This is a genomic window from Pseudomonas sp. MF09156 (assembly GCF_059862305.1).
In genome coordinates, this window is the sequence record NZ_JCBCUR010000012.1 from 1 (window position 1) to 25,197 (window position 25,197).

At 54.7% G+C, this 25,197-nt stretch carries 23 protein-coding genes and 2 pseudogenes; 5 read left to right on the forward strand and 20 right to left on the reverse strand.

From position 1 onward, the window contains the following. Window positions 1–159: 159 nt before the first annotated feature. The 3 genes and pseudogenes from AC19YY_RS21925 to AC19YY_RS21935 form a co-directional block, all read left to right on the forward strand. Window positions 160–446, forward strand: a pseudogene (locus tag AC19YY_RS21925) (histone-like nucleoid-structuring protein, MvaT/MvaU family); the annotation flags it as partial. 170 nt (window positions 447–616) lie between these two features. Further along, window positions 617–1,786 (forward strand): lysozyme inhibitor LprI family protein, encoded by a 1,170-nt coding sequence (locus tag AC19YY_RS21930; RefSeq protein ID WP_500604859.1) that lies wholly within the window; start codon window positions 617–619, stop codon window positions 1,784–1,786. Between the two features lie 187 nt (window positions 1,787–1,973). Continuing rightward, entirely contained in the window at window positions 1,974–2,516 is a 543-nt protein-coding gene (locus AC19YY_RS21935; RefSeq protein ID WP_500604860.1) for a DUF1523 family protein, read from the forward strand. 129 nt (window positions 2,517–2,645) lie between these two features. Here AC19YY_RS21935 and AC19YY_RS21940 read toward each other — a convergent pair whose 3' ends face one another. The 6 genes from AC19YY_RS21940 to AC19YY_RS21965 form a co-directional block, all read right to left on the reverse strand. After that, on the reverse strand, window positions 2,646–3,071 hold the full coding sequence (locus AC19YY_RS21940) for a hypothetical protein (protein WP_046071057.1): 426 nt from the start codon (window positions 3,069–3,071) through the stop codon (window positions 2,646–2,648). Between the two features lie 84 nt (window positions 3,072–3,155). Continuing rightward, the gene (locus tag AC19YY_RS21945) at window positions 3,156–3,632 is read right to left on the reverse strand and encodes a DUF2059 domain-containing protein (RefSeq protein WP_500604861.1); all 477 of its coding nucleotides are present in this window, start codon (window positions 3,630–3,632) and stop codon (window positions 3,156–3,158) included. Window positions 3,633–3,716: 84 nt separating this feature from the next. Next, window positions 3,717–4,928, reverse strand: coding sequence for a hypothetical protein (locus tag AC19YY_RS21950; RefSeq protein ID WP_500604862.1), 1,212 nt, complete (start codon window positions 4,926–4,928; stop codon window positions 3,717–3,719). 11 nt (window positions 4,929–4,939) lie between these two features. Next, complete coding sequence (locus AC19YY_RS21955; RefSeq protein ID WP_500604863.1) at window positions 4,940–6,913, reverse strand: hypothetical protein; 1,974 nt, start codon at window positions 6,911–6,913, stop codon at window positions 4,940–4,942. A gap of 9 nt (window positions 6,914–6,922) precedes the next feature. Next, complete coding sequence (locus tag AC19YY_RS21960; protein ID WP_500604864.1) at window positions 6,923–7,780, reverse strand: SH3 domain-containing protein; 858 nt, start codon at window positions 7,778–7,780, stop codon at window positions 6,923–6,925. A 22-nt stretch (window positions 7,781–7,802) separates the two neighbouring features. After that, a complete protein-coding gene (locus tag AC19YY_RS21965) occupies window positions 7,803–9,062 on the reverse strand; it encodes a hypothetical protein (protein ID WP_169904190.1) in 1,260 nt (419 codons plus the stop codon). A gap of 418 nt (window positions 9,063–9,480) precedes the next feature. Here AC19YY_RS21965 and AC19YY_RS21970 point away from each other — a divergent pair, with 418 nt between their 5' ends. Both AC19YY_RS21970 and AC19YY_RS21975 read left to right on the forward strand, forming a co-directional pair. Then, window positions 9,481–10,734, forward strand: coding sequence for a TerD family protein (locus AC19YY_RS21970; protein ID WP_500604865.1), 1,254 nt, complete (start codon window positions 9,481–9,483; stop codon window positions 10,732–10,734). Window positions 10,735–11,063: 329 nt separating this feature from the next. Further along, window positions 11,064–12,308 (forward strand): VWA domain-containing protein, encoded by a 1,245-nt coding sequence (locus tag AC19YY_RS21975; RefSeq protein WP_500604866.1) that lies wholly within the window; start codon window positions 11,064–11,066, stop codon window positions 12,306–12,308. A gap of 47 nt (window positions 12,309–12,355) precedes the next feature. Here the strand turns inward: AC19YY_RS21975 and AC19YY_RS21980 are convergent, their stop codons facing one another. From AC19YY_RS21980 to AC19YY_RS22045, 14 genes and pseudogenes are all read right to left on the reverse strand, one after another. Then, window positions 12,356–13,549 (reverse strand): DUF4236 domain-containing protein, encoded by a 1,194-nt coding sequence (locus AC19YY_RS21980; RefSeq protein WP_500604867.1) that lies wholly within the window; start codon window positions 13,547–13,549, stop codon window positions 12,356–12,358. 136 nt (window positions 13,550–13,685) lie between these two features. Beyond that, window positions 13,686–14,642 (reverse strand): lysozyme inhibitor LprI family protein, encoded by a 957-nt coding sequence (locus tag AC19YY_RS21985; RefSeq protein WP_500604868.1) that lies wholly within the window; start codon window positions 14,640–14,642, stop codon window positions 13,686–13,688. A 100-nt stretch (window positions 14,643–14,742) separates the two neighbouring features. Further along, window positions 14,743–15,744 carry a hypothetical protein gene (locus AC19YY_RS21990; RefSeq protein ID WP_500604869.1) on the reverse strand — a complete coding sequence of 334 codons (1,002 nt, stop codon included), beginning with the start codon at window positions 15,742–15,744 and terminating at the stop codon, window positions 14,743–14,745. A 164-nt stretch (window positions 15,745–15,908) separates the two neighbouring features. Then, window positions 15,909–16,487 carry a TerD family protein gene (locus tag AC19YY_RS21995; RefSeq protein WP_046071046.1) on the reverse strand — a complete coding sequence of 193 codons (579 nt, stop codon included), beginning with the start codon at window positions 16,485–16,487 and terminating at the stop codon, window positions 15,909–15,911. 81 nt (window positions 16,488–16,568) lie between these two features. Further along, complete coding sequence (locus tag AC19YY_RS22000; protein ID WP_500604870.1) at window positions 16,569–17,144, reverse strand: TerD family protein; 576 nt, start codon at window positions 17,142–17,144, stop codon at window positions 16,569–16,571. 24 nt (window positions 17,145–17,168) lie between these two features. After that, on the reverse strand, window positions 17,169–18,173 hold the full coding sequence (locus AC19YY_RS22005; protein WP_122562042.1) for a TerC/Alx family metal homeostasis membrane protein: 1,005 nt from the start codon (window positions 18,171–18,173) through the stop codon (window positions 17,169–17,171). A 44-nt stretch (window positions 18,174–18,217) separates the two neighbouring features. Then, window positions 18,218–18,667, reverse strand: coding sequence for a tellurite resistance TerB family protein (locus tag AC19YY_RS22010; RefSeq protein ID WP_500604871.1), 450 nt, complete (start codon window positions 18,665–18,667; stop codon window positions 18,218–18,220). A gap of 45 nt (window positions 18,668–18,712) precedes the next feature. Continuing rightward, entirely contained in the window at window positions 18,713–19,894 is a 1,182-nt protein-coding gene (locus AC19YY_RS22015) for a TerD family protein (protein WP_500604872.1), read from the reverse strand. Further along, complete coding sequence (locus AC19YY_RS22020; protein WP_500604873.1) at window positions 19,894–20,481, reverse strand: TerD family protein; 588 nt, start codon at window positions 20,479–20,481, stop codon at window positions 19,894–19,896. Before AC19YY_RS22020 ends, AC19YY_RS22015 begins: the two co-directional genes overlap by 1 nt. A gap of 82 nt (window positions 20,482–20,563) precedes the next feature. Further along, window positions 20,564–21,235 (reverse strand): annotated as a pseudogene (locus tag AC19YY_RS22025) (HAD-IB family phosphatase). Beyond that, window positions 21,232–22,182, reverse strand: a complete 951-nt coding sequence (locus tag AC19YY_RS22030; RefSeq protein WP_500604874.1) for an HpcH/HpaI aldolase/citrate lyase family protein — start codon at window positions 22,180–22,182, stop codon at window positions 21,232–21,234. The pseudogene AC19YY_RS22025 and the gene AC19YY_RS22030 overlap by 4 nt, the downstream one beginning before the upstream one ends. Beyond that, window positions 22,182–23,276 (reverse strand): cysteine protease StiP family protein, encoded by a 1,095-nt coding sequence (locus AC19YY_RS22035; protein ID WP_500604875.1) that lies wholly within the window; start codon window positions 23,274–23,276, stop codon window positions 22,182–22,184. Before AC19YY_RS22035 ends, AC19YY_RS22030 begins: the two co-directional genes overlap by 1 nt. Next, window positions 23,269–24,027: an HAD family hydrolase gene (locus AC19YY_RS22040; RefSeq protein ID WP_500604876.1), complete on the reverse strand. Its 759-nt coding sequence runs from the start codon at window positions 24,025–24,027 to the stop codon at window positions 23,269–23,271. Before AC19YY_RS22040 ends, AC19YY_RS22035 begins: the two co-directional genes overlap by 8 nt. Then, complete coding sequence (locus tag AC19YY_RS22045) at window positions 24,017–25,144, reverse strand: phosphoribosyltransferase domain-containing protein (RefSeq protein WP_500604877.1); 1,128 nt, start codon at window positions 25,142–25,144, stop codon at window positions 24,017–24,019. The genes AC19YY_RS22040 and AC19YY_RS22045 overlap by 11 nt, the downstream gene beginning before the upstream one ends. Window positions 25,145–25,197 lie beyond the last annotated feature (53 nt).

Consider the following 25,197-nt stretch of genomic DNA (forward strand, 5'->3'; position numbering starts at 1 on the left):
AAAGGTGCTATTCCGCAAAAAACAGTGAACTGACAGGAGGAAAGGTCTGATTTTCGATTAAGTCGGTGTTTTTTGAACCTCAGACAGCGAGGCCGTTAAAAACGGCTGCTTACTTCAGACCTTCCTTAAAGCTCGTTTGAATTCTTCGAAGTCCAATGACGGCTTGCAAAAAAACTTGAGTTCGAAACAAAGCTGAAAAATCTGATGGGCGAGTACAGCAAGAGCCTGCGTGATGTGATCGCACTCCTCGACCCTAAACGCGCTGGTCGGCCAGTCAGCGCTCAAACGAAAAAAGCACTGAACATGCCGCTCGCAAAGTCAAACAATACAACAACCCGCACAAAGGCGAAGTCATCGAAACAAAAGGTGGAAACTACAAGACTTTGAAAGAGTGGAAAGCCAAGTGGGGCGGTGACGTAGTCGAAGGTTGGGCTACTGTTCAATAAGTTTTACCATAACACCAAAAGCTAGGGAGGTATCCCAGGTTTTTTATGAATGGCCCGTCTAATCCACGATAGCTGACGCGTCCACACGAGCATGCAGAACCTCCTCACGTATTCACATACCCGGCCGATAACTACTATACCCTTCTGGGTACTGGATAACGGAATTAGGGATGAACCGGATGATGTTTCGCAACGCTCTCGCATTTACGCTGGCATTAGTGGCCTGTAACTCAATGGCAGCGAGCTTTGATTGTTCAAAGGCTGCAAATTTCGCGGAGTCCAGCATCTGTAAAGACGGCTATCTGAGTGGCGTCGACAGTATTCTCGGTCGAGCCTATCAAAAAGCCCTCGCTGAAACAGAGCACCCGGATGATCTGCGCCAGTCACAACGCGAATGGCTGTCCGTACGAGATCAGTGCACCACCCAGAAGTGTCTCGATCAAACCATGGGAGCTCGTGTCACCTTTCTGGATAGTTTCTCCCGCGTTGAAAAAAGTAAGGCATACGCAGCAGAAGAGAAGCTGCGCAAGGATGAGTATGAAGCTCAGCGCCAGGCAGAGGAAATTGCCAGATCCCAAAGAGATGAGCAGTACCGGATCGCTCAGGAACAATCCCGTCAACAAAGACAACAATCTCCTCAGCAGCATCAGGTGGCTCAGACACCGCCTCAAAGTGTGCAACCGGCGCCCTCCTCTCAGAGCCCAGCCTATGTGGTCTCGGCACAGCAAGTGCGCCCTGCTCAGCCTGTAGCTGAGAAACCAGCAGTGCTACGCATGTGGCAGGCCTTCTGGGCAGGCCCGGCATGGAAATACACGCTCTTGATAGGTTCTTTGATCACCTGTCTGGCGATCTGGAGACACCACACAGAGGCTGCCACGATCTACACCGACTACACCGATGCTGCGATCACGAATGCGCTGCCCGCGATCGGTGCCGTTTCGGCTCTGATCCTTCGCTGGCTTGAAATGCCTGGCTTGGTCTCAGGGATAGCGTTGGGTACCGGGATTATCTTGGCCATTGCATACGCCGTATTCGCGACCTTCCGGACTAACCAGGGAGTTCTGAGTATCACCCTAGTTATTGTTGCCAAGCTCACTCTCATCACAGTGTTCTATGCGGTGATTGGAATGCTGATCGCGTCGCTCTTTTCGAACAGTGCTCGACGCAAAGGTGAATCTCAAGCGCGTGCTGCTGCGAGAAACAGTCGAGAGAAGAAGCAAACCATGGCTCTGATCACAGGCTTGTCGGTGGCTTACACCGCTTTTACTGCCTGGGTCTGCCGGCGACCTGAGTTCACCTCACTTTCCGTATGCCTGGAATTTGATACAGCACCTGCATAAGCCAGGGCGATCGAGTGCTTCAGCAGATAAGTAGCCCGGGAGAATTCCTGGGCTTTTTTGAGCCGTCGTTACTATCACTGCAGCACCTACACATTTGCTAACCAAGTTTAGTAGCACCCCAGCGGTCAAAGGTGAAAACCCAAGATCGAATTGGGGCAGAATTCGACGATCAAAATGGAGCACATAAATGAAGTGGATTAAAGGGGTGGTTATCTGCGCAATCTTGCTCGTAATCACTGGTGCGGGACTGGGTCTGTTTTATGTTTTACCGCAGTACGACGTGGTGGCCATCACCGGCGTTGAGGTAAAACGTGTGGACGATGACGGCGTCATCAATGCTGAAAACCCAGCAGACGGCCCTACCCGGGATGTGTATTTCATTAACACTGAACACCCAACATCGAAAAAGGTAATGGTCTATCGCAATGAAGATACCGGGTGGAGTTTTCCGTGGTACTTCAAGTTTGACTCGGCCGACGTTCAGGCAAAGGCCCAGGGTTACTCACGAGATGCCCAGCAGCTGGCTCTCATTCGTTATTACGGCTGGCGCATTCAAATCTTGTCCGTGTTCCCAAACATCACAGACATCGAAGCCACGAACAGTCGCGAAGAGCCGTTTCCTTGGTTCAACACGATTTTCCTCACCGTAGGCACGCTGCTGATTTTGTTTGTGGTGTTTTTCCTGCGCCGGCGATTCAAGCGCAAGACCAGGGGCGAAGTACTGGGTTGAGCGGTTGAACCACTCGCCTTTTCAGCTTGGAAGATTCGTTAGCCGCAGAATGAAAAATGCTAGTCAGTTACCTGACTGGCATTTTTTGTAGGTGAGATTCCTTCATCCGGCCGGGCTAAAGCAAGCCAGTCAGCGCTTTACCATTTCACACTGACGTCGCAAGTCATCGTTTTTGATGCTCCCGCAACTGCCATTGCCAGTCTTGGCGTAGCACAAGTATCGCTGATCGTCGTCACGGATACTCGCGCAACTCCCGTTGCCTGTTTCGACGTAGCAGGCGTTACGCAAGTCGTCATTGTTGATGCTTGCACAGCTCCCGTTGCCCTCTTTCACGTAGCAGTATTTGCGTTTGTCATCATCACGGATACTCGCACAACTGCCATTGCCGGCCTCCACATAGCAGGTAGCGCGCAGATCGTCGTCCTTAATGCTCGCGCAACTCCCATTCCCCTCTTTGACGTAGCAGTAGGCGCGTTGATCGTCGTTGTTGATGCTGCCGCAACCGGCGTGAGCGAAGCCGCTGAGCACCAGCAGCATTACCAAAATAAGCCTCATCCCACCCTCCATGAATTGCCGAACGCTACCTGGAACTGTTCATAGTAGCCGCGTCGATTACCGTGGTTCGGAGCAAATGACGGATCAGCCGCGGGCTTCCTTTCGGAGGTCGTCCAGTTCGTCGACAATGTCCTCATCGCGATCCTCGAACGCCTTGGCCATATCACGCTGCAGATCCACCTGGACGTCCATGGATTTTTTTGCCAACTTCATGCCGTCCTTAGAGCCCATAATAATTTTCATCGCCTGATCAGGATGCTTGTTGGCCTCGATCATCAGTTCGAGCTCGTCGGCATCAAAGTGATCTGCGTATACCTGGACCAAGGTATCTTTCAGTAGGTCCTGGGAAATGTTGTCCTCGATCACGGCCTTGATTTTTTCCGGCGCGACTTCGCGATATTTGGATGCATAACCCGACGTGGCGACTTGCACTACCATCTTGTATTGGACGTCCATGCCCATCAACTTGACCAGTTCTTCAGCTTTGTCCTGGCTTGAACCGCAACCGGCCAGCAGCACCGAGCAGAACGCCGTGATTGCCCATTTGGAAACGTTCGTCATGAAATGCCTGCCTTTGTCTTGAAATTTTTTTTGGTGACCGTGGAGTACGGCGGACCGCACTCCAGGTTCTAGGAAATGTGGTGATCAGTTCGTCTCAAGCGTGAAGCTTTTGCTCACGAACAGGCCGGAAAATAACGACTTGTCTTCCTTGAAAATGTAGGACTCTTCAAACTTGGCATCGGTGGCCAGCTTTTGAGCGATCGCGCACTCCGAATCGCTGTGATCCTTGCCCTTGACTCCAAAGTCACTCTGATAAACTGATAGGCCTGTTTCATTGCAAAAGCCGGTGAACTCCTCACGCCTGGTAGTGGCCTTGAATTCGTCGAACGACTCCTTCAACTGGTCGAAGCCCTTGTAGGTCAGCGAGTAGCTGGCCACCTTGGTCTTACGAGCAAAGTCACCTGCGGCTTCCGCAATTACGGCCTGGCCCATGGACGTACTGTAAGCCCCCATGATGAAGCCACTTAGCGCGCTCTTGAGTTGCGCCTGGACATCGTCAAGCTCTGGGATGGACGCAAATTTAGCCTCGCGCACAATCCGGCCAACTTCACTGCCGTCATTACGATGCACCACTACAAACTCGACCGAGCCTTCGCCGTCGCTAGAGCGCGTGAGCTTGAAGTCCAAGTCAACTTTGGTGCCGAACTCCCCTGTAGCGCCGGTGATAAATGCACCAGTGAACGGCAGACGTTGGACGATATTGCTACCCCACGAGTAGGGCGACTTGACCACGCCTCCGTACTGATCCATCTCCGCGCGCGGCTGGATCTCATCCGCTACTTCCGAGGGCAGGACCACATCTGTGCCTTTGTGCGACAGGTAAGGAGTACTCATGTCCATGCCCAACAATTGGACATGAATCTCGCCCTTCTTGTTATCACCTTCGCGGCTAACCTTGAGGGCGTCGGCCTTCAAGTAAACGCCACCGGCACGACCGCCACCAGTACTGGACGAAAGCAGATACCGTGACCATTCGACCAGGGCAGACTCTTTTGCCCCGGAGTCCATTCCACCGAGCAGCCCCATAATCCCTTTCAGGAATTTATCTGCGCCGTTGGTCTCTGCTGCAACCAGGCGGATTTCTGGTGTTTCAACGGTGACGTTTCCCGACCAGAAGGAATAGGAAATATCTCCCTCGCTCAGGACGTTCTCGAGGAAGTACTGTTCCTTCATCTCATCGTACTGACGCAGCGCTTGCTTCTTGCCGGAGCTCGATAACCCCACACCAGCTGCAAGAATCGCAATACCGGCGACCGCAGCGGCGATGAGGATGTGCTTCTTGTTCATCGTTTTCATAGTCGGTTGCCTTACTGAATTTGAGCAGATGCTTGCTGCCAATCAATCACGTGCTGCTGAGAGACTGCAGGCGTCCAGTTGAAGTCGATCCCGGCGCTAGGAAATTCCTTGGCCAGTACGGCACCAAATGACACTCTGTCAGCACAGTGGTCTTGCTTGCAGGCCTCAGCCGCGCCAGCGGTATACACGCGATACGTAGGAACGGCGCGACCGTCTTCGAGCGGCAGGAAGGGTGTCATGTTTGCCGCCGGCAGCACGTACCACTGGCTCTCCAGTTCAGCATCAGCCTGTACACGCCCCTTACGTGGGAAGTCGACCTCGTAGAAGTCGCCGCTCTTTCCAGTGACGTGAATCATCATCGGCACAGCGGACTTTGAAGAGTTCGGGTCCTGCATTGCGATCGGCGATGGGAAGGTGACTTTGATACCGGCCATCTGCGCCAGCGCCTCAGCCTCCCGACCTTCGAATTCCTTCATCCCGGATTTGAGCTGTTCGTAACGCGCCAAGACGCGTGTGTGCAGCTCAGCCATTTGCTGCTGCAGGCGACGTACTTCTCTCAGGCGGATCTCCTCGCGACGCAGGGCGAAGTTATTGCCTTGGCGAGCATCGAAGTAAAACTCACCACGGTTCTCGCCCATACGCGTTTTGAGAATGCTGTCTTTGGTTTCCGACGCGTATCCCTCGGGGTAAAGCGCTTCGAAGTTCTTGGCGAAGAAGAGGTTCGACAGGCCGACGGTCGTTGGCGACGTTGCCTTCACCAATTGGTAGACCTCAACCACAGCGCGCTTCAACTCAACCGCATCAAGAGCAAATGCCTCATCTGCAGTGATCACTACATAATACGGATCACTGGAGAACGGCGACAGGACACGGTAGTTGGGGCGCTCAAAGGCCAAATACACCTTCATGTTACGCGCAGGCAGTTCACCCACCTGAAAGAGTGCTTGGTCTGCCCGGCTATTCAGGAAAGAAAGCGCCTTGCCTTTCACCGCTGGGACCAGTGCCTGGTTGAACATCAGACCGCTCGGGTGCACGGTTGTTTTTGACCAGGTATCACCGCGATAGGTGTTCGGTACCGCCCAACGCAATTTGTCATAGGACCCCTCGGCATAGCCTGATGCAGAGCAAGGCATGGCGGGTGTCGACGCAAAGGACAGACTTGGATCGGACTCATCAGTTACCGACTTACTGATAACCCATTTGCATCCGCTTCCGTCGGTAATCCCCATCAGGTTCTGGTTGGCCAGCACCAATGAGCGGCCGAAGTCACCGGTAGGAACGGCGGCAACAGCGGCCGGCGCTTCAGCTGGAGCGGCAGGCTTAGGGGTGGCGGCTGTAGCTGCCTCCACATGTACTGTGGCCACGGCAGCTACAGGAGCAACAGGGGCAACCGTCACAGGTATTTGAGCCACCGGCACCGGTTGCACTGGCGCGGGTGAAGCCTCTGGTGCTGGTTGTGGTATCACAGGTGCCGTTACAGGCGCTGGGGCCGGTGCAGCAGCCACAGGCGCTGCGACGGCAGGCTCAGTAGGCGCAGCGGCGGCTGGTAGTACAGACGCAGCCGCCACAGCTGCTGGTGGTGTAGGAGGAGAAGCCACGGGGGCTACCGAAACAGCGGGCGCGACAGCGGCCGGAGCGGCAGGCGGTGAAGTCAGCGTGGCCAGGCCCAGATTGGTCGCATAGCCCGCGCCGGTGGCGTAAACCGCCCCCTTTGCGTCGACTGCTTTCCAGGTGACCTTGGCCGTCGGGCATTCCTGGCCGAGAATATACGGGAGCTTCGATAGAAGCGTGTTCAGCGGCTTCTGGTCATCCCAAGTTGGGCGCTGCATGGTGATGGCCACTTCTGGTTTGCACCAGGTTGTCGCCTCACCATCAACGTTCACCTGGATCTGTTCTGTCTTCGAGTAGGCGAGCTGGTGAGCCCAGGCTTGCGGCGCGATGCCGCAAGCACCCACTACAACGAGAGCGAGTGCGCGGTTTTTCATGAAGATCCCTTAGATGAGTTCCCAGGTGCCGTTGGCTTGTTTGCAGAAGGTGTTCTTCTCCTGCACAGTGTTTCCGTCGGCCGCTTTGAGGCTCACGGTCACCGGCCGGCAAGACGTTTCAGCAGCGACCTGCTGAGTTGGCAACGTCGGGATCGAATCGAGATCGAAGGCCCTTGTTTCCTTGTCGGCAGCGACGTTCATCTCGTCCAGGTTGGCCGCGGACTTCACACGCTTCGCAACGGCTACTGATTTTGGTTCAACCAAATCTTTGTGGACGTAGCCGACAGTTACACCCTTGCGGCCGACAAGAATCCAGTCGCCTGTCGAACCAACGGCAGTGAACTCGGTGCCAGGTTTCAAACCACCCACTTTGTCTGCGCCTTTTTCAGGCGCGGCGCGCACATTCGAACTACTTTTGGTGACGTACTGTTCGTTGATGAGCTTCATCGAAGGGACGGCGACGATCTTCGGAGCACGTTTCACTTCAACCGTTTTGGTTTGGGTGAACTCTTTGCCCTGAACGATCTCCGCCGACGCGCCAGAATGGGCCGATGTCCAGGACACGGGCAGACTGGACCCGCTCGGCGAGGCGTTCAATGCATCTTGCGTGCGTTGTGCTAGGGCCTGCTGATCCTGCTCATCGAGTTTTGCACCGATTTTGTTACCGATGTAACCGCCCAGTGCACCGCCGACCAGGGTTGCCACGATCCGTCCGTTGCCTTTCCCGATGAACTGCCCGATGACAGCGCCAGCAACGACACCCACTGCGGTACCAGCCTGTTGCTTGTTGATACCCAACTCAGCGCAGCCAGAGGCTGATGCTGCGATGGTCAATGCCAGTACTGAAACGAGAAACTTTTTACGCACGGTGACTCTCCCTTTGTGTAGGTCACTCTGCTTTCAGCAGAGGCCTTGTAATGTTGTAAAGCATTGCTTCTGAGGACATGGCCCAATGGAAAACGGTGGCAAGCACAACTGGCTGTTTGCCCAAGCTCCTGAACGCATCTCTATAACCGGGGCTATCGACAATTGCGTTGCCAACAACGAGAGGCAGCATAACGATCGAAATCACGGCGACCGGTCGAACGAAGCGAATTCGCCCGGGGAGGCTTCGAAGCGCCTCAACACCCGAGATGATCAAGACCACAAGACTGATGCCGCCGAAGAACAACCCGCTAAGAAGGGAGAAGGGGATAAACCACATATTCTTGAGGACGTTCAAACCTTCAGCCCCGTGAATGTCGGTGTGAGCGACGTCATAGGCCATGTTGTCGGCAATGCCAGGCAGATAAGCCTGGTACTGCTCTCGCGTAGCCAGAAGGTTCATGCCCTTCACATAGAGAGGACCGAGTTTGGTCTTCGCCATGTGGCGAACCTCGGTGGTGTTGGCCAGAGCATCTCGTGTCCGCACACCGGGATTGATTGACCGGGCGTACTCGTCAATGGTCGGCTGGTATCCCAGATCTTCCCCTGCATTCGGCCATTTGATCGGTCGCCACTCACTCCCCGAGATGCCTCCCGCACGAAAACCTTCAAGCTGTGCATACGCCCTGCTGATGTCACTGATTGAGGGCACGACAGTTTCTTGCAAGCGCTCGTATAACGCGTCTCCATTACGGACGGTGTAGCCACGAAAAACAGCAGCTGAAAAGCCTTGGAAGTTCCTGTCGATGCGCTCGACGTAAGAGCCTTGAACACTCATCAGAACGCCGAGGTTTGCTATAAAAGCCTTCCCCTCTCCCTGATCCTTGTAAGCCTTATAGGGGATCTGCGGAATAGTCAGGGAGTCATAGAGCAATCCCTTTTTGGTGACGTATGCGTAGAGGCTACTGACCCGTAGCGAGCCGGGGAACTGCTCTGCGATCCAATCCGGTGCCGCACCCTGAAACCACCACGTCAACGGCGTAACGACAAGTGTCGATGCTCCGAGCCAAACCCACAGCACCCTCCCCTTGCCTTGGTATCGTCGATAACAGATTCGCCATACCAGCAAGCACATACTCGTCGCCGCCAGGATCTGGCTATAGGTCTCAAGGACTTCGAGTTTTCGGAGGGGGATATCAGCGCCAGCCATGTTGAGCAGCTCGGCGTTGAACAGCAGACTGCAGATCAAATAAAGGGCGTTCAAAACCACAAGTGCGATTAGCATCCAACGGGTCCTTGTCAGAAATTAAACGCCAGACCCTGGATGATGAGGGGGAGCGCAAATAGATGTAGCATATTGCCACCTAGCAGGAGACCGCACCACTCAAAATGCCTTGTCGAATTCCGGTGCAGAACACCGGGCAGATGTTTTTGTTTCCTACGATCAGAACTTAACGGGACTGAGAGGACTTTCAATGTCGCGCACAACATTCCCTCTCGTACGTTCCAATTTTGGGTTTCAGACGGTGTGTAAATGGAGAATGGTTGTCTCGGCGGTCGCCGGCGGCCAAGCCGTTAAACTGCTTCAATGCGATCAGTCCCAATGAGGGGATGTTTCCCATTGGCCGGCCTTCACGCTCAAACAACGAAAGCGCAGCGCATGAACAATGCGTTGCGAAAACCCATGGAATAGGCGGCATGAATTGAATCAGTCACTCAAACCCGGCGAGAACACAACGATCTCTTCCTCCCAAGGGCGGGTGGAAGTTACCCATGCGGCAGGTAACAACCTGGACGTAAACCTTACTGCGTTTTTGGTCACCGATACTGGCAAGGTAGTGGATGACAGCGGCATGGTTTTCTTCAATGCACCCGAGCATTCTTCAGGCGCGGCGACATTCGCGCCCCCGGTCGCTCGTGGCGACACGGTCAGTCACAGGATCAGCTTCGACTCGTCTCGACTCCCGTCCAACATAACTAAGATCGCAATTACTTTGACGCAAGACGGCAGCGCCGGCGGCTTCGAAGCAGTCAAAGACCTTCGCGCTATCGTCATTGCCGGGGACCAAACCCTGGAACTGGCACCTGAGCCCTTCTCACAAGAGACGGGCATCATCGTGCTTGAGTTGTACGTCCGGAACGGCCAGCTCAAAGCGCGATCTGTATGGCAAGGTTTCGCCTCAGGTCTTGCCGGACTTTGCGGGTTTTATGGCATCGAAGTTGAAGACGATGCATCCTCCGGGCAGGCGGTAACACCTGCACCGCCTCCGAAGCCCGTCAACATCGCCAAGACCGTGGTAAAACTGGACAAGCCTGGCAGCAGCCACAAGGTGTCACTCGAAAAAGGGCCGTCAGCTCCAAAGGTAATTCGCGTCAGCGCTACGTGGGTTGATAACGGCGACGGATCTGACAACGACGACCTCGATCTGCGAATCGGCATCCTTCGTCCTGATGGGCGAATGTCCATCATCCAGGCACCTGACAAGCGTGGGGCTTTTGACGTCGATCCCTTCGTTTTCCATACCGGTGACGTGGTCAGCGCCAGCGCCTCCGCTCCTGGTATTGAAACCGTTGAAATTAACCCAGCAATCTCGCAGCTCATGGGCGGCAAGGTAGCGCTGGTCTGCAGCGTTTATTCAGCAGTAGATAACGGTGCGGTTTCGGTGGCATCGCTGAAACCTAAGATGCGGATGGAGTATGGCGACCAGGTCGTGGAATGCGCGTTCGAGTTCAAGTCCGGGTTTTTTAGCTCAATGGTGTATACCTATGTGATCGGGCAGATCGAAATTTCCCAGGACTTTGTCCTGCTTAGCCCGTCCGGAGTTACCTCCAAAGCCGGCAGCGAAGCCACCCCGTGGCTGACTCGAAAGGGAGACAAAATTGAGCTGACCATGGACGGCCCACACGTATTTAAAGGCCACCCAATCGAAAGGAGCGGCAAAAAACAGTATGTCTAAGCTTTCGTGCTAGCAGGCGCTTTCAGCAGATTCATGCTTGACAAGTACTCCCGCGACGGCACATGGCCGCCGCGGGATTTCTATTTTGGTTGTATGCAAGCATCATCGGCCTCGTCAACCCATGATGAATTGCCCCGTGTCCTCGAGAGAATGAGCAGTTCTTCCCATAGGAATTTCCCGCTGCGACCTCATTGGCCGTATAAGACTTGCAGAAACATAGAGCGCCGTTAAGTTTAAGCCTACGGATATACCAGCCACTCCTGTGAAAACGGCTGTATCACCTTGGCCGTTTCATAATCAGGCGCTCTAATCGTCACAAGGAACCATGCATGCAGATCACCCAAGGCCAGCGTATGCCTCTGGCAAATATTCTTCCCGGTCTCTCACTCACTCTCTCGGTCAACATCGAAAGCCCCAGCGCAATCGACTTCGTCTGTTTCGGTGTCGACGAACATGGCAAGCTTTCTGATGATCGCTACATGGTCTTCTTCAATCAGCCTTTCACGCCTTGCCGCAGTTTGGTTCTCGCCCCCGGTGGCCAGTTTGAAATTAATCTAGCCACCCTGCCCGCCTCTATCGATCGCTTGGTCTTTACAGCCTCCATCGACGGTGCCGGGGCGATGAATGACATCCAGAATGGCAACTTCAAAGTAATCAGCCCATCTGGTGATATAGGAGCGACCTGCGCATTCTCAGGGCTCACATTCACAACCGAGAAAGCGGTAATGATCGTTGAGCTTTACCGTAAGAATGGGGAGTGGCGGTTGGCCTCAAACCTTCAGGGGTTTGCCGAGGGCTTGGACGCTCTCGTGAGGCATTTTGGCGGCGAAGTTACTGAAGAGGCTGCACCGGCCCCATCTCCCTCCACAATCTCTCTGGAGAAGCGTGTAGCTGCTGTCGCGCCGGAACTGGTCAGTCTGGCCAAGAGGGCACAGGTTAGCCTCGAGAAAGCCTGCCTGGTTGGAATGAAAGCTCGCGTTTTGCTCGTGCTCGACGTCACCGACTCGATGAGAAATCAATACAAAACCGGCCGGGTGCAGGAAGTACTCAATCGACTTGTGCCAATCGCCGTCGCCCTAGATACAGACGCCGAACTTGAGTGCTGGACATTTGCCGAACGGCCATTGCGACTCTCACCTGTGACACTGAACAACTACCAGAACTTTGTCGAATCCGACAACAGCGGCTGGAAAAAGTGGGACGTCGGTCGGCGCTACAATGATGAGCCGAGAGCGATCCAAAAAGTGATCGAGTCCTTCGAAGCGTCTAATGACAAAACCCCAATGTTTGTCGTTTTCATTAGCGACGGTGGCGTGTCTGAAAACCGCAAGATCACGCAACTAATGGTGGATGCAGCGAAGCTGGGAATCTTCTGGCAATACGTAGGTTTAGCAGGCCGGAATTACGGCATTCTGGAGAAACTGGACACCATGCCCGGGAGAGTCGTGGACAACTGCGGATTCTTTGCCCTGGATGACCTGCACGACATGACGGAAGAGCAGTTGTACGACCGGCTGATGCAGGAATTCCCGATGTGGATCTTGGAGGCAAAGCGCGAAGGAATCATTCGCTAACCCTGCCCTGCCCCACACCGCGGCGGCTCAAGCCGCCGCGGTTGTCTTCAGTTCATCACCGACATATCCATCGGTGTCACCTCAACAAAACGCGCAGAGCGGTCCAGCTTTACCACTGCGCCACACGCGTTCAGGGTCGCTGCAGGATCGATCGCATCCAGACGATTAAAATCAATCGCATCCCACTGATCTCGCGCTACCAAGACCGAGAGCACGTATTGATCATCCACTGTCCCGGTAGCGGGGTTGTCACGCTGGATATAACCCGACACCAGAATCTTCTGGATCGCCGGCAGTAGAGCGAACACCTCCCCTACAACTCGAAACAGAGATCCATAGCACAGCGCGACAAAGTCTCTACGTACCTGGGCATCCGAACGATTTTTGAAGGTTAGTTTGCCGTTGCCACGGGCTTCAGCGCTGCGCTGCGGGATATCGCCCTCATCAGGTAAATCAACATCGAGCGCGACGCCGGTAACGTCTTGTGAGAACTCATAGTCCACCTGGGTTTCTTTTGGCCAGGCAATGCCGCTCAACACATAGTCCAGGGCACGTTCCATCTGAGCACTGAAGCCCTTTGCCGCCAGCCGGAATGCTTTCTCGATTTCGGTGCGTTCAAATTCATGGGCGTCCCGGGTTGCCTGCCAGTTCGCGAGGTCTTGTCGATACAGCTCTTCCGCCGACTCGGCCTCACGCTCAATCTTCGCGCTGCGCAGTAGCATTCGATCCATTAAGCCTAGCGTTTGCTGGGTAGGCCTCGTGGGCTCTTCAATGGCGAAAGGAGCTGGGATTACCGGCATGGCCCCCGGCCGAGGTGTCAGTAGGTGCACACCTAGGCATGATTCGAGATCCTGATTGACCTTATCAGCTGCTTTCGTCAGCAAGTCCTGAATGGAATCGGCCATCTCGGATTTGACGCGTTTGATAACAGCAGCCGGCAACTCGATGTCATCCATATCCGTAATCAACAACGTGCCATCATCGTTTACTTTCACCTTTACCTGGCCAGAGTATTCGCTTCCGGCAGGTCCTGGTTGGGAGCTACTCGATCTACTGGGCCGGTCGATCCTTTCACGATATGAAAGACCAGTACCGGGTAAGCCCGCATTGAGATAGGTGCCATTGCGACCCATCGTCATACTCAGACCACGAGGCCCTATCGAAGTACTTACCCCTTTGCCGCTAATGTTAAGGCGTACGCCAGGCACAATCGTGATTCGCTTGCTGAAACGAAATCCCATGACTACTCCTTGATCCTTCTTCCTGGATTCTTTGTTGTTTGAAATGCCGGCTTCGGTCGGGCCCCTTAGACTGGCCCGACGTCCATTTACATCGGTGGCCGCGCATGTGGCAATAGCGCGACCTCCGATATGTCACTTATGCCCGTCCGGCTATGTAATCGTCGATCGAACTGAATTGCCGATGCCGGCACATCCAGCCTGAGAGGAATACGAATACAGTCGTGGCAAGGACTGCCCAGCCGCGCCGCCGCCGGGCCTCACTTTTGGTTCGCGCACCGCCGCACAGCAGGAGGGCCATCATCAGGAGGTAGAAAGTCAGCAGAATGACCTTTGCGAAGAGGGATAAAAGGAAAAACCAGATGCTGTTGCTTCTGTACGTTTGGATAAGCACCTGCAATGACATAAGACCACCAAGGACACAGCCAGCAATGATGGAGTAGTTGCGTGGCACCTCGAGCCAGGAGCTCGCGACGAAATACGCACCAATCCCCAAGATCGGAGTCAAGGTTGTCCAAAGCGCGTCGGTGTAGTCCTGATAGATCGTAATGGTCCCCCGACGATGCAGGTAGATGCAGACCAGCAGCAACATTGCCATCACGAACAAGCCAATCTTCAAGTTCAGGATCGCTTGATGATCATCCGTTGCATTTCGCGGGGCTGCCGGCTTCACCACGGGGGGGTCCATTGGAGAAGTAGCGGCCTTTGAAATCACATTCGTTTCAGATTGATCAACCCGGGTTGCGGCAACGGAGGTTGGCGCTTTGGATGGCTGATCCACCCTGGTGCTTAATAGAACACTGAGCCGATCAGTCATAGAAGCGGTTAAGCAACTGGAAGTCTTGCAATTGTCGCGCAGACGCAACCAGTCTCTTTGATCTTGACGGACCTGAGCCTTGTTCGGCGCTGCGTCTAAAGCGCGGACATATTCGGAGTTCATCTGCTCATCCAGACGACTGAGTGCAGAATCTGTGCAAATCGATTTTTCAGCAAAGATTGCAGCTTTGGTGCAATCAAAGCTGGTGGCATTGGAGTGGACTGATACCAATGTGAGCAACATGGCGAAAAGGCCGGGGCCGATGTTGAAGCGCGACATATCCGATTTTCCTTCATTTTTTTTGCTCCAGCGTTTCGCCAGAGTCCTGCCTAACCGTGCTCGTATACATACGGTTAGGTGCCTGAAGCCTGGCTCTTACTTACGGCGTTGGGGCTTGAAGAAATGTTGTACCGTCCCACTTGTAGTTTTCGATGCTCTGAACACTCGGGCAACAATCCGCATCTTCAGCACCGACGGAGAGAACAGTCAGTCTGACGGTTTGGGGATCAACTACCTGAATGTCCTGGACACCATTGCCGACTACAGCTTTTCCACGGAAGTCCCATCCTGCCGAGTCGCCAATGAACGCGGCAAGGGTTTGGAAGTAGCCATTGCCGCCACCTTGACCTTCGATCGTGTAAAGAACCACGGCATCCTTGATGCCGTCGTTATTTAGGTCAGCAAACTTAACCTGACGGCCCTCTTTGTATTCATCCCCGCCATCCCGGGCGATTTCACTCGTGATCATCCGATCTGCAGATGCAGCAAGGTCGGATGGCACTAATGCCTGAACAGTCGATTCGACGGCCTGTGCTGCTGGTTCCGCCGGCCGGGCAGTCGGGGTGACCTGAGCCTGAATCGGTGCCTGAGGTACCTTGCCTAACAAGATTGCCTCAGTCTCAGTCATTGGTTCATTAGGCTTAGCAGATGCTTTGCTCGCGTGAACACCGGAGCTGATCTTTTGAAGCACTGCAGCACGTAATTCTTGCATGTCTGCAATGTCAAAAAGTTGGTTGCGTGTGTTGCCGAACGGTTGACCTTCACCCAGGAACCATCGTGCAAAAAAACCTGGACGCTTGTTTTCCTGTTGATCGACCAAGTGGTCAATTAGCTCATTGGCAGTTTTTGAGAAACGATCAAATCCATCTTTGCCGACGACTTGCACAATCGAGTCCTTTTCCCGCTCGATGTTGCTTCGCGCGAGCTCGAGCATGACAATGTTCGTGTCGACCAGTTTGCTTTCGCACTCGTTCGTATAATTTCCAAGGCATGCCTGCCTGTATTCTTGAACTGCATTGTTTGCCTGGAAATCGTTGTAGGCTCCGCAGCCTGACATAGACACCAAAACACCTGCAGCTACAACCCCACGAAACATGCCCATCCAAATATCCTTTTAAACCCGAGAACCGGTAGACTGCCGTGGCGATCGCCAGCAGTCGCTCCTGGTGATGAAGTAGTCGAAACCGCCTACAGGACCAACTCCGTGGTCTTTCTGTAGGCAAGAAAAAGCCCCCGTTTCGCGGGGGCTTTCTCAACCCTTGCGGGTTAGCCGATGTTCACGCCCATCGATTTAGCCAGAGGCGCCAGGCCACCAGCAAACCCTTGGCCGATCGCCTTGAACTTGAATTCGTCGCCATTGCGGTACAGCTCGCCGAAGATCATGGCGGTTTCGGTCGAAGCGTCTTCGCTCAGGTCGTAGCGCGCCAGTTCTTTGCCGTCAGCCTTGTTCACTACACGGATGTAAGCATTGGCAACCTGGCCGAAGCTCTGCTTGCGCGCTTCAGCGTCGTGAATGGTCACTGCGAAAACCAGCTTCTTCACAGCGGCAGCCAGACCGTTCAACTTGACGGTGGCTTGCTCGTCATCACCTTCGCCTTCGCCGGACTGGTTGTCGCCCATGTGTTCAACAGAACCATCAACCGATTTCTTGTTGTTGTAGAAAATGAAGCTGGCGTCGTCGAGGACTTGGCCGCTTTCACCCAGGATGAAGATCGACGCGTCGAGGTCGAATTTCGAACCGTCGGTAACTCGTGCGTCCCAACCCAGACCTACAGTGACTTCGGTCAGGCCTGGGGCCTCTTTAGACAAACTAACGTTCCCGCCTTTCTGCAGAGATACGGCCATTTTCGATTCCTTTTAGTAAGGTAGACAAGGCCTTTAGATCAAGGCCAAGTAAAAAAGATAATTAGATTGACGACTTAGGCGTTAAAAATTCATGCCATAGTTATTGGCCAGAGCTTTCAGGCCCCCGGCATAACCCTGGCCAACAGCGCGGAATTTCCACTCGCCGCCGTTGCGGTACAACTCAGCAAACACCATCGCAGTTTCAGTCGACGCGTCTTCTGCCAGGTCGTAACGAACAACTTCAGCATTGCTCGTATCGTTAACGATGCGAATGAAGGAGCCGCCGACCTGACCGAAGCTTTGCTTGCGTACTTCTGCATCGTGGATGGTAACGATGAACACCACTTTGTCCACGTCAGCCGGGATGCGGCTCAGGTCTACCTTGATTACTTCGTCGTCGCCGTCGCCCGCACCAGTGCGGTTGTCGCCAGTGTGCTCAACCGAACCGTCAACGCTTTTCAGCTGGTTGTAGAAAATGAAGTCGGCCTCGCCGCGTACTTTGCCATTTGCGCCCAGCAGTAGCGCACTTGCGTCCAGGTCGAACTCAGCACCATCAGTAGCACGCGGGTCCCAGCCCAGGCCTACCAATATTTTGGTCAGGCTCGGGTCGGTTTTGGTCAACGAGAGATTGCCACCTTTCTGTAGGGTCAACGCCATGGGTATTACTCCTTGTGGTATGGGCTATTTTTCAGCGGTTTCAGGTTGAGCTTCTTCCTTGCCTGGGAAGACAAGGCTTGCAACCACACCGATCGCCAGTACAACCATAACGATCAGCAGGCTGGTGTTTGCATCGATTGTGTAGCCATGGTGGAACATGTGGTCGGTTGCGTTCAGGCCGAGTTTAATGGCGATGAAGAACAGCAGCGCGACTACAGATTTTTCCAGGTGGACCAGGTAGCGTTTCAGCGCTTCGAGCACGAAGTACATGGTACGCAGACCCAGGATCGCAAACAGCATGGCTGAGTAGACGATCAGAGGTTCACGGCTAACCGCGATTACCGCCGGCACAGAGTCGAATGCGAACAGGACGTCAGACACTTCAGCCACAACAAGGCAAAGGAATAGCGGGGTAGCAAAAATTGTTCCTTTTGCTGCCAGGGTCATGCCTTTGTTTTCAGGCTTCTTCAACTCAACCTGAAGCTGTTTACGGCTGACGAAGAAGTTATGGCCATAGAGTTTCGGCCACACAGGGAACAGCTTCTGTGCGAAGCGGTAAGCCATGTGCTTGGAGTAGTCCTCTTCCTCGTCATCATCACCGCCGGCGCGCAGCATCATAACTGCGGTCCAAGCCACGATTACTGCGAAGACGATTTCGACCCACGGACCGAAAGCCAACAGTCCGGTACCAATGGCTACGAAGATGCCGCGGAACACGATGGCGCCGATGATGCCCCAATACAGAACTCGGTGACGCATGCCATCCGGCACTTTGAACCAGGCGAAAATCGCCATGAACACGAACAGGTTGTCGACGCTCAGAACCTTTTCCAATGCGTAGCCAGTTACAAACAGGCTGGCGACTTCCGGGCCGTGCTGTACGTATAGGAAGCCGGCGAACGCTAACGAGATAGCGATCCAGAAGATCGACCAAATCGAAGCCTTAGCCAGGGAAATTGGCTTGTCACCGCGGTGAGTGACCATGTCGAGGAGAAGCGCGCTGAGCGCGATCCCGACGAATACCGCCATGGTAAGCGGAGGGAAACCGATGTGAGTGTCCAAAGTACCGCTCCTTAAAGTTCAAAATCAGCTGGGTTAAGGCCCAGCTCAAGGCAGACCAAGCGGCACGCTGCTTTTTCTTTGTCATCGAAGTCGCCGTCAGACGCACCAATGGCGCAGCCGACGCGAACCAAGAGGCGGGAAGCGCCAGCATCGTTCTTGATCTTGCCGATAACCTTCAGTGCTTCGGCCTGGCCAAGCTGAAAGTCGAATTCGAACTTTTCGCAGTGTGCGTTGAACGCCTTGATCACATCGCCCATGTCGAACACTTTCAACTCAGGCGAGTTTTGAATGAAGCCGGTCATCTTCTGTTTTTCTTCAGAAGATATACCACCTGACGCCGCCGAGATGAGCGCGCAATTCGCAGTCATCGCATCAAGAAATTTCTGGTTCTTGAACTTTGAAACTTCAGTAGTCAGTGCTTCACGCGCTGCAACTACGTTTTGTTTAAGCCATGCAAACATGTTGTTTTCCTCCAAGGGCGGGGTCGACAGACCCCGCCAGATTTTCTATTTCGAGCCTGCGCGCCAGTTCATGCCCCAGCGGTAAGCTTTGTCCATAACTGCGTGACCTCGATGGAAGTCCACGCGCCGAGAGACCTTAACGGCGCCGTTCACATTTTCAAGCATCGCAATGGCACACATTGGTTCACGGCCGCCTTCTTCATTGAGACGCACCTCAATTTCAGGTTGGCCTGGGATGAAAATGGTCACAACACCATCGGTTTCTCTCCAGTTCGGAGCACCCTCGTAGATGAAGGCGAAGACCAAGATCCGGCGGATTTCACTCCACTTGGTCCCGTTGATGTGCATCCACTCACCACCAGCGACAGAGCCAGTACGGTCGTCACCCATCAACTGAATGAAAGGCTCACGTGTAAGACTACCGAACGATTTTCCGAGGGCTTGAACAACTCCCTTCTCGCCGTCCTGCAGTTCGTACAGGCAACCAACGTCCAGGTCGACGGATTGGCTTCGCTTGAAGAACCCGCCCGAGCTGCCTTTGTTCCAGTTCAAGTTCACCTTGATTTCGCCGAAACCGGCTGCAGTCTTTTCAAGACTGATAGACGATCGTGTTTTATCGAGGGTGACCTTGCTCAGACTGATCGTAGATTTAGATGCAGCGGCCGGAGCAGGCGGCGGCGTTTGTACCACTGGAGCGGGGGCAGGTGCTGGGGCCGGCGCTGGTGCGGCGACCTCTACACCAAAGTGCTTGGCCAACGGCTCAAGGCCGCCATTGAAGCCCTGGGCCACACAGCGGAATTTCCATTCACCATTTCGGCGATAAAATTCACCGAGGATGAGTGCTGTTTCCTTCATGCCGCCAGTAGGGATTTGAGCTTCAATGCCACCCGTCACCACAACCGAAAGTTGTGACACGCGCTCAAAGCTCGCCTTGTTCTCGTAGATAGTGGCGGTAAGGGCCACTTTCTCAACTGCAGACTCAAGACGACTCGTATCGAGGGAGAACACTGCGCGCCCGGCCGAGGACTCGGTCAGCTGAACGGCGCCACCCAGAATTTGAGGCTGGCCATAGAAACACATGTCGCCATCGCCTCGGACTTTGGCCGAGGCGCCCAGTGCGAATGCCGAGACGTCAATGTCGGCCCCCGGGATTGGCGAGTAATTGATATCAACGCGAAGCTGGCCGCTGGCAACCGGCGCATTACCACCAGGTACGAGATTCGCCATTAGCGCAGCGCCTGAACGGCCAGAGTGATCAGGTCGTCGGCAGTTCGGCCATTCGTGGTCGTACCGATTGCCTTGAATTCCCAGTCGCCATTCTCGCGAGTCAGGCTCGCCATGACGATTCCGGTGTGCCCACCTTTTTCCGAAAGGTTGAAGCGTGCGAGCTCAGTGTTGTTGCTGCCATTCACGATACGGCAGTAGGCCTTTTCGACTTTCTCAAATGACTGGCCGGTGAAGGAATTTACAGTAAAAATAAGGTATTTAACGGTTGAAGGCAGACGCTGCAGGTCAACATGGATCGTCTCGTCATCCCCATCGCCATCGCCTGTACGGTTGTCACCGGAGTGTTGGATCGATCCGTCCTGGGACTTCAATTGACGGAACCAGACCAGGTCGATTTTCTGAAAGTCGCTATTGAGCAGAATGCAGGAAGCGTCGAGGTCGATCTCGGTACTGCCACCAAACATCTTGCCAAGGAAGCCAGCCGCCTTGACCGGGTCCCAACCCAAACCTAGGCTAATGCTGGTAAGCGAACTGCCGGCCGTTTTAGCCAGGGAGATGGATTGCTTTTTTTGCAGGGTGAGTGCCATGGTTACGCTCCTTGTTGGTCGTCTGTGTTCGTGTGCCGGTCAGCGTTGACCGTCACTTGCAGGTTGGCGTGCGCGACATTGCTCACGCCCCATTCCCGCTTCTATCTGCCCGCAGGCGAAGTCGACACCATGCGGGATGAAAGTTTCGCCAGTATGCTTCTTGCGCCGCAGCCAACAACTCGAAATCGCCGCGGGTGTCGCCCCATGCTTTAAACCGGTAATGGCCAAGTGACCCATACACAGCGTCAAGTCTGAGCACTTTGTTCTCGCATCTACAGTTGTAGCCAGTCATACGCCCGGTCAACAGACCGTCTTCCACTTCAAGCTCGGTACCGATCACCTTGATGCCAAGGCGATTTGCAAAAGGCTGGAGAATCATCGCTGGGGATGCAGAGAGTAACGACAGCACCAGCCTTTAGCTCAACTGCGACAGATTCTAAACCTGAAGGGCGTATGAGCTGTACCCAATACAACCCTCAGAATTTCACGGTTCGCTTTTGAAAGTACTTCACATCCTCGCCAGTAAGAAACGTACTGATCAGCTGTGCCTTCAACTCTTCACGTTTCAAATCCCGAGTCAGGAATCGGACGCTTGGCAACGCAAGCCGCTAAATGCGTCGTTTAAATTCGATGCTTCCGAAAGCGAACTTCAGGAAGGAACGAAGCTATCGCTCCGAGTCAGTGTGCCGTCGAAGTCTAAGACCGGCACCACCTGAGTTCCTTGCGTGGCTTCTTTGTCAGCTTTCAATGTCATCGCAGGGCCTCAGCCAAGCGGATAGGCGCCTCGACAGGACCTACATCCGGCTGACGAACTCCGTGCCATTCCGCTCGTTCAAGGATGTTGACCGCCCACTTGTAATGGGTCGCTGGCTCGCACATGGCATCGTTGTGCTTGAACACTGCAGGAGCAACGTCACTGACAATCATCTTCGCGCAGTTGAGGTCTTCGAGGCTTACGCGCAACGTGTCCTGGATCGTGCTGATCTGCGATGGATGAATCGCCGTCTTCCCTACCAAGCCATGGGCGATGTCGAGTTTCAGCTCCTCCATCAGCAAATGCGGTGTCGCGAGTTGCTCGAACACCGGTGCCGTCAGTGCGAAACCTTGGGATCCCATGACGCCTGCCAACATTGGGATCACGTAGCCCATAGGGGTGCTATAGAGCGTTGTTGCAGGATTCCTTCGAAGTCCAAGACTTCCCATCAGGTCGTTCCCACCGATACGTAGAGCGATAATCCGCTGATTCAGGTTCGCCTTCAGCGCCTGGCCCAACTCGACCATTGCCACAGGGTTGAACACGTCTGTAGTTTCCAGCGTCGGCATGAGGTACAACGCCGGGTTCGTAACGGCCTGTTCCCATTCCCCTAGGTTTCGCAGGGTCAATTTCGGCACAACGAACCCATCAATGTGGGCCATCAACGGCCAATCATTAAGCACAGCAGCCATCACCGAGTCTCGGGGACGAACAAACAGCAGCGGACCATCGGACGGACGCCCACCGCGCTCGTTGATCGCGGTTAGCAGGCCATTCAGGTTCCTCAACGCCGTGTCGACGTCAATTTCCGCGACCGCATCCTCCAGACACACGACCAAAGAACGTAGTTCTGGAAATTTTGTGCGGAAAACCACATCAAGCAGATCCGCACGTGTAGCCGGCATGTAGAGCGTTGCCCCCAGGGCGTAAGGAGAACGGACTTTCATCAGCTCACACTCCGAATGATGGTTACCGCCCGGTACGGGCCTAATGCAGCACCCACTTCTTCCACCGCGACCCCAGCGCCCTCAGTCAGGTGCATGAGCAACTGAACATCACTGTCGCTACGGCTGCGGACCAAGACGTGATCCGGTACTCGACGCAGTACCGCGCGGGTTGCTTCGGCAATACCAGGCTTTACTCGATTGAGATTGGTAATGCCGAACTGGGAGGCCAGCGACTTGACTACGTGCGAAGCTGCTCCCTGCAGTTCAAAACGCTGGGTATCGGTCCATGGAGAGGCTTGAGGAACCATACCCAGCGCCTTTCGCTTCTCCTCGATCTGCTCGATGAACTCGCGGGTGATATCGTGCTCTCGCAGATGGTCATAAACCACACAACCATGCAGGCCTCCATCTGCGGGCCATATGGACCGCGAAACCAGACCAGACACCGTCGCACCAAGGATGCCGGAGGGGATAACCCAGTCTTCAGCCGACGCGGACAACCACGCACGGCCGCAGGGATCTGCCAGCACTACAAGCCGGGGTTCCTCAGGGAAGCGCGAGTCGCCATTGAGGCTGCGCTGAATCTCGCCAGAGATTGCGCCCTTCCCTGTCCAGCCGTCGACGAAGACGATGTTCTCGGAACCATGCGCCTGAATGATGGCCTCGAGGGCGACTTTGTCGATCCCCCGATCTCGGACTATGCTGATTCCGTAGTGGTGCGCATCTCGACCCATGTCGAGCAGGGCCCGACGCAACAACACGCCGAGCGGCAAGCCAGCACGAACGAACGACACAAGCACAATAGACGAGGCCGTACATGCCTCGCTCAGCGCCAGCGCCAGGGACTGAACGTCCATGGCCATGCGGGTACCGTTTTGTTCGAGTGCGCGCTCGTAAAGGGCTTTGTGCACGTCAGTCGGGGCACTCTCAAGGCTGATCATTTCGGAGTAGTGCTTCTGCTTCGACTGAATCAGACGCTCCTTCTCCAAGACATCAGTGGTCTCCATCTGAACGGCCTGCAGCAGGAACTGAACATCCTCTGCTTCATAGCTGCCGCTCCCCACGGTAACCAGACCTGCAATAGCCTTAGTCATGGACTTTCCCTCCAACCAGCTTGGCCAATTGGCTACGCGCTGGGGTCGCCCACATATGGCACTCCCGCATGAAACCGAGGTCAGTGATGCTGTCCCCAAAGCCCAGCACCGGACGCTCACCATTGGCCTTACGATCACGGCGCAACAATTCTTGAACAGCTACTTCCTTCGACAGGCCCTGCGGCAAGAACGCGAGGTTGTTGGAATTGCCGTGGATGTGCATGCCTTCCAACAAACCGCGGGCCTGTACTTTAGCGAGAACCGTTTGCAGGACTTCATCATTGGATTCGTTGTGCTTGGTCACCACGTAGTGGCGGAGGCCTTCTTCCTCGACAACCCATCCGCGCAAGGAAATGCCAAGCTCCTTGCCAATGGCAAGGGTTGCTTCACTGAGGCCTGGCAAGCGAGTCTGATAGTCAGCAAGAACATCGCTCATGCGAGCTTGCCATTCCTCGTCAAGCTTTCCATCAGCACCAAGGATCACGCCGCCATGGGAGCAGACGGCACCGTGCATAAAAGGCAGTTTCACACGACTGAATGCTTCAACGCTGCGCGCTGTAACTGGGACCACGTCGGTCGTGGACAGGAGCCACTGGGCGAGGGAGTGTTGGACCGTACTCATGTAGCCATTGGGCTGACCCTCGATATCGAGAGTCGCAGTAATCCGCTGAGAACCTTCTGGCATTTTGCGAGCAGTCTGGAACAGGGTGTCGTCGAGATCAAGCAGGGCGAGGGGGCGCTTATTGACCATCGACAATCACCTCCGCGCTCAGGGATTCAATCAGGGCGGCGGACACAGCCTGCTCAGGTGTTTCCGAGCAAATAAGGACACGATCAAATTGCCCTGGGCTGACATTGTAGAGGAAGTTGGGGATACCGAGACCGTAGTTGTCCGCGAACGACAACGCGTGACCGATGGCATGGCCCAGTGCGATTGGTGAGCGACTGGTCGAACTGAAATGCACATCAGCACCAGCACGCTCCAAGCGCTCGGCGAGCAAAAACGGACGCCAGACAAATTCGCTGGTACCAACCACGAGTACGCGCTCACCCGCTTTGACTTTCAGATCGAGAGCCAAAGTGTCTTCTACACAGCGAATACCATGGCGCCCCCAATCGCTTTCCGTCGACAACGGCCACTCTCCGGGCTCGATGCTGCCCACGGCCGGCATTTCCGGCAGCGGCGCATCAGCGTCCTCGTGGAAGGTATACGACCCCTGCAACAGCGAAACCTGATGAGCAGAGTCACCGATGGTTTTGCGCACCGCATCGCCAGACCAATCCGTCAGTACGCACGTCACCACGCGCTCTACCTGAGTCAGGCCGGCATCGACCAGCGCACGGTGAAGATTGATGAAGGTTTTGCCCGTCGAGGCTTCGTCGTCGACCAGCACTAGCGAACGGGCATTTAACATCATTTCCCGAACGTCGGCATCGATCGGCAAATGAATGAGGTGCGCACTGGCGTGACTATGTTCTTCTTCAAAACGGGCGAACAGATCATTGCCAGTAGGGTGGCGTGTGCTGACCATGTAAACCGTGTCCGGGCGCGTCGCGCTGTATGCGCGATGCACACCAGCACCCAGGCCAACTGCTGTTTCAGCCATGCCGATAACGAGTACGGGCCCAGGCAGGTCGTCAGGAATTTGTGAAGCGAGGCTATTGAAGCTTGAATTCATGATCGAAGGCCGCACAGGTATGTGGCGACCAAGTACTTTGGACACGAAAAGAAACGCACGCTTTGGATTACGGCGCTCGGCAAAACCGAACAAGGAGTCCGGGTCGATATGTGTGGCATCGACAGTGACATCGAGACGCCCGCGCATCAGTTGTGCGCTTAGAGCTTGTTTAACTGCGTTACATTCCATGAAACAAATTCCTAGGGTAGCGTGAGGTCGATAACCTAACGTCTCTTCCGCAG